This is a genomic window from Pseudomonas sp. GM24 (genome assembly GCF_000282235.1).
In the GTDB taxonomy this organism is placed as follows: Bacteria; Pseudomonadota; Gammaproteobacteria; order Pseudomonadales; family Pseudomonadaceae; genus Aquipseudomonas.
The window spans coordinates 15519-27765 of sequence record NZ_AKJR01000193.1; the positions used below are offsets into that span (position 1 = coordinate 15519).

8 protein-coding genes are annotated in these 12247 nt (G+C 58.2%); 1 reads left to right on the forward strand and 7 read right to left on the reverse strand.

Going from position 1 to position 12247, the window contains the following annotated elements; translation table 11 throughout:
- Positions 1-4: 4 nt before the first annotated feature.
- Together PMI23_RS20985 and PMI23_RS20990 are read right to left on the reverse strand one after the other, a co-directional pair.
- Positions 5-964: an AAA family ATPase gene (locus PMI23_RS20985; protein ID WP_007913915.1), complete on the reverse strand. Its 960-nt coding sequence runs from the start codon at positions 962-964 to the stop codon at positions 5-7.
- A 320-nt stretch (positions 965-1284) separates the two neighbouring features.
- Positions 1285-1638 (reverse strand): hypothetical protein, encoded by a 354-nt coding sequence (locus PMI23_RS20990; RefSeq protein ID WP_007913918.1) that lies wholly within the window; start codon positions 1636-1638, stop codon positions 1285-1287.
- Between the two features lie 504 nt (positions 1639-2142).
- Here PMI23_RS20990 and PMI23_RS20995 point away from each other — a divergent pair.
- Positions 2143-7038, forward strand: coding sequence for an NAD-glutamate dehydrogenase (locus PMI23_RS20995; protein WP_007913920.1), 4896 nt, complete (start codon positions 2143-2145; stop codon positions 7036-7038).
- Positions 7039-7098: 60 nt separating this feature from the next.
- Here PMI23_RS20995 and PMI23_RS21000 read toward each other — a convergent pair whose 3' ends face one another.
- The 5 genes from PMI23_RS21000 to pdxR form a co-directional block, all read right to left on the reverse strand.
- Complete coding sequence (locus PMI23_RS21000) at positions 7099-8397, reverse strand: hypothetical protein (protein ID WP_007913922.1); 1299 nt, start codon at positions 8395-8397, stop codon at positions 7099-7101.
- Between the two features lie 332 nt (positions 8398-8729).
- Positions 8730-9443 carry a hypothetical protein gene (locus PMI23_RS21005; RefSeq protein ID WP_007913924.1) on the reverse strand — a complete coding sequence of 238 codons (714 nt, stop codon included), beginning with the start codon at positions 9441-9443 and terminating at the stop codon, positions 8730-8732.
- A 217-nt stretch (positions 9444-9660) separates the two neighbouring features.
- The gene (locus PMI23_RS21010; protein WP_007913928.1) at positions 9661-10065 is read right to left on the reverse strand and encodes a cupin domain-containing protein; all 405 of its coding nucleotides are present in this window, start codon (positions 10063-10065) and stop codon (positions 9661-9663) included.
- A gap of 223 nt (positions 10066-10288) precedes the next feature.
- Positions 10289-10582, reverse strand: coding sequence for a putative quinol monooxygenase (locus PMI23_RS21015; protein ID WP_007913929.1), 294 nt, complete (start codon positions 10580-10582; stop codon positions 10289-10291).
- A gap of 123 nt (positions 10583-10705) precedes the next feature.
- Positions 10706-12139, reverse strand: coding sequence for a MocR-like pyridoxine biosynthesis transcription factor PdxR (pdxR, locus tag PMI23_RS21020; RefSeq protein WP_007913930.1), 1434 nt, complete (start codon positions 12137-12139; stop codon positions 10706-10708).
- Positions 12140-12247 lie beyond the last annotated feature (108 nt).

The window sequence follows — 12247 nt, forward strand, 5'->3', positions numbered from 1 at the left end:
GGGGTCAAGCGACGGCTACGACGTCGAGAATCCGCTGCACCACCCGATCCTGATCGATGCCGGCGGCTTCGGCTTCAAACGACAGGATGATGCGGTGACGCAACACATCGAACAGCACCGCTTGAATGTCTTCCGGGCTGACGAAGTCGCGACCGGCCAGCCAGGCGTGGGCGCGGGCGCAGCGGTCAAGGGCAATCGAGCCACGCGGGCTGGCGCCATAGGCGATCCACTCGGCCATTTCCGGGTCGAACTTGGCCGGGTTGCGCGTGGCCATGACCAGTTGCACGAGGTATTCCTCCACGGCGTCGGCCATGTACAGACCGAGGATTTCCTTGCGTGCAGCAAAGATCGCCTGTTGGCTGACGCGGCGCTCGGGCTTGGTTTCACCGTTCAACGCTTCGCCACGGGCCTGCTGCAGGATGCGGCGTTCGACGGCGGCGTCCGGGAAACCGATTTTCACGTGCATCAGGAAGCGGTCGAGTTGCGCTTCCGGCAGCGGGTAAGTGCCTTCCTGCTCGATCGGGTTTTGCGTGGCCATCACCAGAAACAACGGCGACAGCTCATAAGTGCTGCGGCCGACACTGACTTGACGCTCGGCCATGGCTTCGAGCAGCGCCGATTGCACCTTGGCCGGGGCGCGGTTGATTTCGTCCGCCAACACCAGGTTGTGGAAGATCGGCCCTTGCTGGAACACGAAACTACCGGTTTCCGGGCGATAGATCTCGGTGCCGGTGATGTCGGCCGGCAGCAGATCCGGGGTGAACTGAATGCGATGGAACTGGGCTTCGATGCCCTCGGCGAGTTCTTTGATCGCTTTGGTCTTGGCCAGACCCGGAGCGCCCTCGACCAGCATGTGGCCATCGGCGAGCAGGGCGATGAGCAAACGCTCGATGAGTTTTTCCTGGCCGAGAATCTGCGTTGAAAGAAAGGTTCGCAGCGCCAGCAGCGCTTCACGATGTTCCATCGGTGACTGTTCCTGGAAAGGGGTGGCCACAGGCGTTCGGATAACGCCGGGGCTGGGGGCGTTACTTTAATCCATCGCGGGGGGTGGCGACTAACGGCATTTTGTAGAAAAAGGCAAAAGATCGCAGCCTGCGGCAGCTCCTACAGGTGATTGCATTCCAATGTAGGAGCTGCCGCAGGCTGCGATCTTTTGGCTGTCTGTGAAGGCCTCATCGCTGGCAAGCCAGCTCCCACAGGGACCGATGTGTTGCATAGATCGCGTTCACACCGCTGATACCTGTGGGAGCTGGCTTGCCAGCGATGGGGCCAGTCCGGACACCATCAAACTTCGTTGATGAAGGTGCCAGTCCCGTCGAGGATATTCGTCAGGGTCTCGACAACCTCATCCAGATCAACCATATCCGGGTTGAAGCTGATCTCCAGCACATCATCCCCGTTCAACGCATCGGCATCCGCCGCCGCAATCTCGATCTTCAGCAGGGTCGAAGTCAGGGTGACTTTCACACCGTCGAGGGTCGAAGGCTCGCCATCCAGGGTGATTTCCAGCTCATCCTCATCCGGGTAGCGGCTCATCAAGAACATGTCGCCCTTGTCGCTGTGGCAGCAGAGCATGGCCATGTTGTCTTCTTCGTCATCGCAAGGGTTGACGATCAGTAGGGCGGTGGTCATTTGCATGGTCAATTCCTGCCTCAAAGGGCGTGTCGGTCGCTAATGGGCGCGATTCTGCCAGTCCTCGGGAATTTCTGCATGTGAGAGTGTCAGAGGATGTGTCGTGAACGCGACGTGGGTCAATGGTCATTTCTGGCACGCATGTACCGTAAAAACGGGCATTCAGACCAGCGTTTTGCGCCACGAGTGCTAGTGTTTACCGGTGCCAAACCCTCGGTTTACGTGCCAATGACCGAATATGTCGCAGCACCGCAAGCAGACACATTGTCGCACCCTTTAAGCTGCGCAACGGATGAGCACCCGTAAAGGCATTGTCGGCACCGCTGGCAGTCGCTTTTGCAGATGCTCATTCTATGGAAGGTGAATGTGACCTGAGTGTCCCGTCCAGCTTCACCCACCTGTCCCCCTGTTTCCTCTGCCCGAGAATCAGGAACAGGGCGACACAAGCCCCGAAAGGGGTGTTGCACGCGACGCTTTCCATCAATAACAAGCTTAAGCGGAGTACCACAGATGGCGTTCTTCACCGCAGCCAGCAAAGCCGACTTCCAGCACCAACTGCAAGCGGCACTGGCGCAGCACATCAGTGAACAGGCACTGCCACAAGTGGCGCTGTTCGCTGAACAATTCTTCGGCATCATTTCCCTGGACGAGCTGACTCAACGTCGCCTCTCCGACCTCGCTGGCTGTACTCTTTCCGCGTGGCGCCTGCTTGAGCGCTTCGATCACGCGCAACCGCAAGTGCGCGTCTACAACCCTGATTACGAGCGTCATGGCTGGCAGTCGACCCATACAGCGGTCGAAGTCCTGCACCACGACCTGCCATTTCTGGTCGACTCGGTCCGCACCGAGCTGAACCGCCGCGGCTACAGCATCCACACCCTGCAAACCACCGTGCTCAGCGTGCGTCGTGGCAGCAAGGGCGAGCTGCTGGAAATCCTGCCGAAGGGCAGCACCGGCGAAGGCGTTCTGCACGAATCGCTGATGTACCTGGAAATCGATCGCTGCGCCAACGCGGCCGAACTGAATGTGCTGAGCAAAGAGCTGGAACAGGTTCTCGGTGAAGTCCGCGTCGCGGTCGCCGATTTCGAGCCGATGAAAGCCAAGGTGCAGGAAATCCTCACCAAACTCGACAACAGCGCGTTCGCCGTCGATGCCGACGAAAAGAACGAAATCAAAAGCTTCCTGGAATGGCTGGTGGGCAACCACTTCACCTTCCTCGGCTACGAAGAGTTCGTGGTCACCGATCAGGCCGATGGCGGCCACATCGAGTACGACCAGAACTCCTTCCTCGGCCTGACCAAACTGCTGCGCACCGGCCTGACCTACGAAGACCTGCGCATCGAAGACTACGCCGTTGCCTACCTGCGCGAACCGACCCTGCTGTCGTTTGCCAAAGCTGCGCACCCGAGCCGTGTACACCGTCCGGCGTACCCAGATTACGTGTCGATCCGTGAAATCGACGCTGACGGCAAAGTCATCAAGGAACACCGCTTCATGGGCCTGTACACCTCCTCGGTGTATGGCGAGAGCGTGCGGGTCATCCCGTTCATCCGCCGCAAGGTCGAAGAAATCGAAACGCGCTCCGGCTTCCAGTCCAAGGCTCACCTGGGCAAGGAACTGGCGCAGGTGCTCGAAGTATTGCCGCGTGATGACCTGTTCCAGACTCCGGTCGACGAACTGTTCACCACCGTCATGTCGATCGTGCAGATCCAGGAACGCAACAAGATCCGCGTGTTCCTGCGCAAAGACCCGTACGGTCGTTTCTGCTACTGCCTGGCCTACGTGCCGCGCGACATCTATTCCACCGAAGTTCGCCAGAAGATCCAGCAAGTGCTGATGGAGCGCCTGAAGGCTTCCGATTGCGAATTCTGGACATTCTTCTCCGAGTCGGTACTGGCGCGCGTGCAGTTGATCCTGCGTGTCGACCCGAAAAACCGTCTCGACATCGACCCGGTGCTGCTGGAAAAAGAAGTCGTGCAAGCCTGCCGCAGTTGGCAGGATGATTACGCCGCTCTGACCGTCGAGAGCTTCGGCGAAGCCCACGGCACCAACGTGCTGGCTGACTTCCCGAAAGGCTTCCCGGCCGGCTACCGCGAGCGTTTTGCCGCGCATTCGGCCGTGGTCGACATGCAGCACCTGCTGAGCCTCAACGAAAAAAATCCGTTGGTGATGAGCTTCTATCAGCCGCTCGGTCAGGTCTCCGGCCAGCGCGAGCTGCATTGCAAGCTGTACCACGCCGACACGCCGCTGGCGCTGTCCGACGTCTTGCCGATTCTGGAAAACCTCGGCCTGCGCGTACTGGGTGAATTCCCGTACCGTCTGCGTCACACCAATGGCCGCGAGTTCTGGATTCATGACTTCGCGTTCACTGCCGCTGAAGGTCTGGATCTCGACATCCAGCAACTCAACGACACCCTGCAGGACGCCTTCGTCCACATCGTTCGCGGCGATGCCGAAAACGATGCGTTCAACCGTCTGGTACTGACCGCCGGCCTGCCGTGGCGCGACGTTGCGCTGCTGCGTGCTTACGCGCGTTACCTGAAGCAGATTCGTCTGGGCTTCGATCTGGGCTACATCGCCAGCACCCTGAACAACCACACCGACATCGCTCGCGAGCTGACCCGGTTGTTCAAGACCCGCTTCTATCTGGCGCGCAAACTCGGCAGCGACGATCTGGAAGACAAGCAACTGCGTCTGGAACAAGCGATTCTGACCGCACTGGACGACGTCCAGGTGCTCAACGAAGACCGCATCCTGCGTCGTTACCTCGACCTGATCAAAGCGACTCTGCGGACCAACTTCTATCAGACTGACGCCAACGGCCAGAACAAGTCGTACTTCAGCTTCAAGTTCAACCCGCACGCGATCCCTGAACTGCCGAAGCCAGTGCCGAAGTTCGAAATCTTCGTTTACTCGCCACGCGTTGAAGGCGTGCACCTGCGCTTCGGTAACGTCGCTCGTGGTGGTCTGCGCTGGTCCGACCGTGAAGAAGACTTCCGTACTGAAGTCCTTGGTCTGGTTAAAGCTCAACAAGTGAAGAACTCGGTCATCGTGCCGGTGGGCGCGAAGGGCGGCTTCCTGCCGCGTCGCCTGCCACTGGGCGGCAGCCGTGACGAGATCGCGGCCGAGGGCATCGCCTGCTACCGCATCTTCATCTCCGGTTTGTTGGACATCACCGACAACCTGAAAGACGGCGCACTGGTGCCGCCATTGAACGTGGTTCGCCACGACGATGACGACCCGTACCTGGTAGTCGCGGCGGACAAGGGCACTGCGACCTTCTCCGACATCGCCAACGGCATCGCCATCGACTACGGCTTCTGGCTGGGTGACGCGTTTGCGTCCGGTGGTTCGGCCGGTTACGACCACAAGAAAATGGGCATTACCGCCAAAGGCGCGTGGGTTGGCGTACAGCGTCACTTCCGTGAGCGCGGCATCAATGTTCAGGAAGACAGCATCACTGTGGTCGGCGTCGGCGACATGGCCGGTGACGTGTTCGGTAACGGTCTGTTGATGTCCGACAAGCTGCAACTGGTCGCTGCCTTCAACCACATGCACATCTTCATCGACCCGAACCCGAACCCGGCGACCAGCTTCGTCGAGCGTCAGCGCATGTTCGACCTGCCGCGTTCGGCCTGGACTGACTACGACACCAGCATCATGTCCGAAGGTGGCGGTATCTTCTCGCGCAGCGCGAAGAGCATCGCGATCTCCCCGCAGATGCAGGAACGCTTCGACATCAAGGCTGACAAACTGACCCCGACCGAACTGCTGAACGCCTTGCTCAAGGCACCGGTGGATCTGCTGTGGAACGGCGGTATCGGTACTTACGTCAAAGCCAGCACTGAAAGCCACGCCGATGTCGGCGACAAGGCCAACGATGCACTGCGCGTCAACGGTAACGAACTGCGCTGCAAAGTCGTGGGCGAGGGCGGTAACCTCGGCATGACCCAACTGGGTCGTGTGGAATTTGGTCTGAATGGCGGCGGTTCCAACACCGACTTCATCGACAACGCCGGTGGCGTGGACTGCTCCGACCACGAAGTGAACATCAAGATCCTGCTGAACGAAGTGGTTCAGGCCGGTGACATGACCGACAAGCAACGCAACCAGTTGCTGGCGAGCATGACCGACGAAGTCGGCAATCTGGTGCTGGGCAACAACTACAAGCAGACTCAGGCCCTGTCCCTGGCGGCCCGTCGTGCCTATGCGCGCATCGCTGAGTACAAGCGTCTGATGAGCGATCTGGAAGGCCGTGGCAAGCTGGACCGCGCCATCGAGTTCCTGCCGACCGAAGAGCAACTGGCCGAGCGTATTGCCGAAGGCCACGGTCTGACCCGTCCTGAGCTGTCGGTGCTGATCTCGTACAGCAAGATCGACCTCAAAGAGCAACTGCTGGGCTCGCTGGTGCCGGACGATGACTACCTGACCCGCGACATGGAAACGGCGTTCCCGCCGACCCTGGTCAGCAAGTTCTCCGAAGCCATGCGTCGTCACCGTCTGAAGCGCGAGATCGTCAGCACCCAGATCGCCAACGACCTGGTCAACCACATGGGCATCACCTTCGTTCAACGACTCAAAGAGTCGACCGGCATGAGCCCGGCGAACGTCGCTGGCGCTTATGTGATCGTGCGCGACATCTTCCACCTCCCGCACTGGTTCCGTCAGATCGAAGCGCTGGACTACCAAGTCAGCGCTGATGTGCAGCTGGAGCTGATGGACGAGCTGATGCGTCTGGGCCGTCGCGCTACGCGCTGGTTCCTGCGTGCCCGTCGCAACGAGCAGAACGCTGCCCGTGACGTCGCGCATTTCGGTCCGCACCTGAAAGAGCTGGGCCTGAAACTCGACGAACTGCTGAGCGGCGAAATCCGTGAAAACTGGCAGGCGCGTTATCAGGCGTACGTCGAAGCCGGTGTGCCGGAACTGCTGGCGCGTATGGTTGCGGGCACCTCGCACCTGTACACGCTGCTGCCGATCATCGAAGCGTCCGACGTGACTGGCCAGAACCCTGCTGAAGTGGCCAAGGCCTACTTCGCCGTGGGCAGTGCGCTGGACATCACCTGGTACCTGCAACAGATCAGCGCTCTGCCGGTTGAAAACAACTGGCAGGCTCTGGCCCGTGAAGCGTTCCGTGATGACGTCGACTGGCAGCAACGGGCGATCACCATCTCCGTCCTGCAACAGGGCGACGGCACACTGGACGTGGAAGCACGTCTGGCGCTGTGGATGGAACAGCACGAAAGCATGATCTCGCGCTGGCGCGCCATGCTGGTGGAAATCCGCGCGGCAAGCGGCACGGACTACGCCATGTATGCGGTGGCCAACCGTGAGTTGCTGGATTTGGCGTTGAGCGGGCAAGCGGTCGTGCCTGCGGTTGCTGCGAATGCCGAGCTTGAACTGGCGTAAGTAGTGGTTGAATAAAAAGCCCCGCTCTCGGAAGAGGCGGGGCTTTTTCATTGTTCTGATTTAAACCAGTTCCGAACAACGAAAGGCGAAAGCGCGTACGCCATCGGCATGAGGCAAGGAAGTGCCAGCCCCGACAATCTGATCATTTTGGGTGGCTATGGATATGCCGAAATCGAGAACATCAGTCAGATTAATGGACAAAAAACCTTTATCTGCAAAATTGGTGTCTTGAACGCCCTTCAGGTCGAACTTGGCAATGATCGTTTTTGAGTCTTCCTCTCCTAAGGTGTCGGCGATAACCAATATGTGCTTACCCTGTCGCAGGGTGCCTTTATGCCATTGAATTCCCATCGGCGCGCGTGGATATGAGGTAATCAATGGCTTGCCTTGATTAAAAGAAGAGGCCAATGCGCCTTCGTTGTCGATACAAAACAATAGGCCACTATGAGTACCGTTCGACGACGTGCTACCAATACCCAGGATATTGCCGTCTGGTAATTCTATAAGTTGACTTGTACCGCCACGATGCTGATCAGTTTCAATTACCGCGAAGCCTTTGTTTCCGAACTCTTTAATGATCTCACCCTGTGCATTGAAGCGAGCAATCATCGGCTTCATTTTGCCATTCACGGCAGTGCTTCCACCAACGGCAAACGATCCGTCCTGGAGCCCTATCAGTGAAGCAGCCGTTGTGTAATTAGCGAGATACTGGACAGCGACATAGCCTTTTTCATGGAAATCCATGTCCAGCGAACCGTTCTTTTCCAGCCTCATCAATAAACCGATCTTGTCGCTAAAGCTATATAGATGATTGCTGATAATCATCAGCTTGCCGTCGGGCAAGTCAATGGAGTTTCCACCTTCGAGGGACGCCGATGCGTCTTTATTGGCGATCTCCTCTCTGGACAATCGGTAGGCGGGTGTCGAGATGGGATCAACTATCAGTACCCCATCGTTTCCAAATGCCTTGACGGGCAATCCCTTATCGTCGAAAAGAGCCAGACCACGCAGCGGTGGGGTCGAAGGATCGTACTCGAACCACCCTTCAAGCAGTATTGTCTTGTCTTTGAGTACACGAACACCCATGCCCGTTGATCGTTCGCCGACGGCGAACTCACCAATGACACTTCCTTGATCACCGAAATCGGGATCTTGTCGACCATTAGTCTTCAGGCGCACGATTGAGAAACGTTTTCCAGCTCTGCCGGCGATCAACAGTTTGTCGTCCGGCGCGACGGTGATGCCCCACACAAATCCATTGCTGCCATCCGGATATTTTAACCAACTCACGCCTGATTCATCAGATCCAAAAGTTGGGTCGAGCGCTTCCACGTTAGCGCTGTTGATAATGTTAGACATTGTCTGCTCCTCAAATCTGTAGCTTCTGCATACCTCGATAACCGACCTGGGATCGAGAGATCAATACTGTCAAGTTATTGGAAGCCGATTTGGCGAGGCGGTCTACTGTCAGGGTTAACAGTAGACAGATGAAGGTATCTGTGAAGTTCGTGGGGCGCGGTACCTCGCATTTGCTGAAAATTCCTGATTTTACTTGGTTGAACCGGAAATCCCTGGTGTCGTGAGATGTTGAGGGTTTTGGGGGCAATACTGGCCCCTTCGCGAGCAGGCTCCCACAGGGGGAATGCATTTCAAATGTGGGAGCGAGCCTGCTCGCGAAAGAACTCTTACATTCAATACAACTTTTTATCTTGTTCACTATCGAGCATCGACACTTTATCCGCCGGCCGCGCGACCAAATTGTTGAGCGACTGGTCAAACTTCTGCAACGCCCGAACTTGCACATCCTGCTGCTGATTAATATCGGCAACTATCTCTTCCGACCGCTTGAAGTCCGCCCACACCGGCGTCAGCTCTCGCGCCTCCGAACCTTTCGCCGTACCGATGTAGTTCAACTGCGCATCATAAAAGTCGGCACTGACATCAGCTTTGATGTCGGAACTGCGCGAGGTAATCAACTGGCTGTGGGTATCGACAATCGCCACCACATCCGGTCTGGCTGCGCGCAGGCTCTGCATGTCCGGATACACCGTCACTGAGCCAAACTGACGTTGCAGGGATGCATTGACCCAGTCCACCGCCATGTCCGGTTTCGAGCTGGCGACGTAGGCGTCATGGATCGGCTGCACCAGCAGGCTCTGGCCGAAACCGGTGCCGGCGTTGGCCTGATAGTCGCGCAGGTATTCGCGATTGGTCTGGGTGCTTGGGCTGTAGATGACGCCGAGCGCGACGCCGGGACCGCTTTTCACCTGAGTGGCGCTGCTGCGGCCGGTGGGATGGGGGAGCAGGGTGTCCAGTGAGGAAACGGCTTGAGGCGCGGTGGGTACCGAACAGGCTGACAGCGTTAAAACCGATATCGCCAGTACACTGGTGAACGCAAGTTTCATGGTGTTTCTCCCGTGAAACAACATCAGTCGGAAAGTTTTAAAGGTCGTTGGTGACGACCGTTAATTCAGACTAAACCCGCCAACCTGACAATTTGCTGAGTTAAAACGTGTTAGATAGTTTCATTTGCTGTAACCCGGCGCGGTTAATTGCGCCGGGAAATAAAAAGGCGCGAAACGATGATTTGCGCCCGTTTATTTATGGCTGGTTAAACAGCCATCAGTTTTTCAGCGGGATCAGCACTTGCTCATCCGGGGCCAGCACCATGAACACCAGCAACTTCGCAGGTTTGCTCTGGCTGGCATTTTTCGACACCAGATGTTCGGAACCGGCCGGTTCGTACCAGAACTGACCCTTCTTGTAGGTGATTGCCTGTTCGCCTTTTACCTGGGAAATCACCTCGCCTTCGAGCACGTAGGCCATGGCGGTGCCGTCGTGTTTATGGGCGATGGAGGATTGGCCGGGTTTGTAGTCGACTTCGATCATCATGGCTTTTTTGCCGGGGGCGTTTTTCAGCCTCTGGTCTTGCAGGACGGTGACTTTTTCAGATGGGTCGTGGGCGAAGGCGGCAGAGGCGCAGAGGCTCAGGGCGAGGGCGGCGGCGAAGAAGGGCAGGGCTTTCATGGCGGGTTACCTGTGATGGCTGGGGGTGCAATCACAGTAGTCCGCAGGGTGGGGCATTCAAACGGCCAATATTCGGGAAGATCAGGTGACCAATCGGCGGTTATTCAGCGTGTTTGAGTACGCCATCGCTGGCAAGCCAGCTCCCACAGGTTTTGTGTCGTTCATTAAATTATCGAACGACGCTGAACCCTGTGGGAGCTGGCTTGCCAGCGATAGCGTCAGATCAGACGATAGGGAAGCTGTTGAAATCCACGCTATTAGCCAACCGACTATCGATCAAGTCAATAAACCCCTGCGCTTCGGGCCGGTTGAAATGCGCTTGCATCGCCGCTTCCGACTGCCAGCGCGCACTAACCGTCCAGCGGTGGCTGTCCTCGGGGCAGCGGTCGACTAGGTAGGAATCGCAGCCTGGCGTTTCGCGCAGGGTTTCGACGATCCTCTGCAGTTGCCTGCCCAGTTCATCCGAGCGGCCGGCGGCAGCTTGCACCTGGACCGTATTGATCACTTCGTTGGACATTGCTCACACTCCTGAATCAGGCCGGACGAATCCTGCTCATTGAGGGATAACGCCTGTGCAGGATAGGCCTGCACCCCCGGAACACCAATAACCAATCGGCGGTTAAATCTTTAGGCCAATCGCTCAGGCGACCTGCTGGAGGATGTCGCGCAGGCGATCCAGCGCAATGTCGATGTCGAGGGTTTCGATGGCACCGAAGCCGAAGTACAGGCCGTTCTTCGGCGGTTGCTGATGATAAAAACCATTGATCGAGTACAGCCCGACTTCAACTTTTTTCGCCAATTCGATCACCAGCGGCAGGTCGATCGGCACCTTGCAGAACACTGCCATATGGAACCCGGCGCTGGCCGGCACCGCCTCAAGCCATGGCGACAAATCATCCGCCATGCGCGCCAGAATCCGCTCGCGGCGCTGCGCATAAATCGCATGACAACGGCGGATATGCTTGAGCAGGCAACCCTCGGCGATGAACTTGGCCAGCGCCCATTGCGGCAGGGTCGAGGCGTGCAGATCGGTGAGCTGCTTGGCGCGGATCACCGCTTCGAGAATCGCCGGCGGCAGAATCGCATAACCCAGACGCAACTCCGGCAGCAGGGTTTTCGAGAAGGTGCCGACGTAGGCGACGATGCCGCGCTGGTCGAGATTGAACAGCGAATCGGTGGGCCGCCCCTCGTAGCGGAACTCACTGTCATAGTCGTCCTCGATGATGATCGCGCCCAGCTCATGGGCACGGGCCAGCAAGGCTGCACGGCGCGCCTGACTCATCGGCATGCCCAACGGAAACTGGTGCGACGGCGTGACATAGATGAGGCGCGTGCCATCGGGAATGTGCTCGACCTGAATGCCCTCGGCGTCCACCGGCACGCCGACCACCTCGGCGCCATGGGTGCCGAACAACAGGCGCGCAGGCGGATAACCGGGATCTTCCATCGCCACCAGACTGCCGGGGCTGATCAGCACACGGGTGATCAGGTCCAGCGCCTGTTGCGCGCCGTTGCACACGACGATGTCTTCGTCCTGACAGTTGATCCCGCGGGAAAACGCGATGTGCCGGGCAATCGCATTGCGCAGCGCCGGCAGGCCTTCGGCCACGCTGTAGAAGCCTTTGGACTGGCTCATCTGGCGCATCGCATGGGCGACGCAGCGGCGCCAGTCATCCTGCGGGAACTGGCCCTTGCTGGTCGCGCCACCGATGAAGTCGTAACGCAGCGAGCCTTCCAGTGTCGGATGGCGCAGGAACACCGGCAGATTGCGCCAGCTCTCGATCACCTCGGCACTGGCCAGTTCGCTGTGGCTTTGCATGCGCTGGATTTGCGCCGGGCGTGCGTTGACGTAGGTGCCTTTGCCGATCACTCCGGTGAGGAAGTTTTCGTAGGTCAGTTGTGCGTAGGTGTCGGAAATGGTCTTGCGTGAGATGCCCAGTTGCTCGGCGAGCAGACGGCTGGGCGGCAACTGCGTGCCAGCGGCCAGACGCCCGGATTCAATGGCGCCGCGCAGTTGCTGATACAACTGACCGGCAAGATCCTTGCGGCCGTTGATCACGACGTGAAGTTCCATACCGACGAGGCTCCCGAGACTATTTGGCGTGCCCGCCAGATTACCGCTGTTGCGGGACCGGCAATAGTTGCCTACCCGAAAAACCCGAAATTGGCCCCAATCCCTGTA

What these genes read in the sequence shown, in the direction of transcription:
- PMI23_RS20985 (WP_007913915.1), bottom strand. Translation starts at nt 964, where the DNA reads ATGGAACATCGTGAAGCGCTGCTGGCGCTGCGAACCTTTCTTTCAACG.
- PMI23_RS21000 (WP_007913922.1), bottom strand. Translation starts at nt 8,397, where the DNA reads ATGTCTAACATTATCAACAGCGCTAACGTGGAAGCGCTCGACCCAACT.
- PMI23_RS21005 (WP_007913924.1), bottom strand. Translation starts at nt 9,443, where the DNA reads ATGAAACTTGCGTTCACCAGTGTACTGGCGATATCGGTTTTAACGCTG.
- PMI23_RS21015 (WP_007913929.1), bottom strand. Translation starts at nt 10,582, where the DNA reads ATGTCCAACGAAGTGATCAATACGGTCCAGGTGCAAGCTGCCGCCGGC.
- PMI23_RS20995 (WP_007913920.1), top strand. Translation starts at nt 2,143, where the DNA reads ATGGCGTTCTTCACCGCAGCCAGCAAAGCCGACTTCCAGCACCAACTG.
- PMI23_RS20990 (WP_007913918.1), bottom strand. Translation starts at nt 1,638, where the DNA reads ATGCAAATGACCACCGCCCTACTGATCGTCAACCCTTGCGATGACGAA.
- PMI23_RS21010 (WP_007913928.1), bottom strand. Translation starts at nt 10,065, where the DNA reads ATGAAAGCCCTGCCCTTCTTCGCCGCCGCCCTCGCCCTGAGCCTCTGC.
- pdxR (WP_007913930.1), bottom strand. Translation starts at nt 12,139, where the DNA reads ATGGAACTTCACGTCGTGATCAACGGCCGCAAGGATCTTGCCGGTCAG.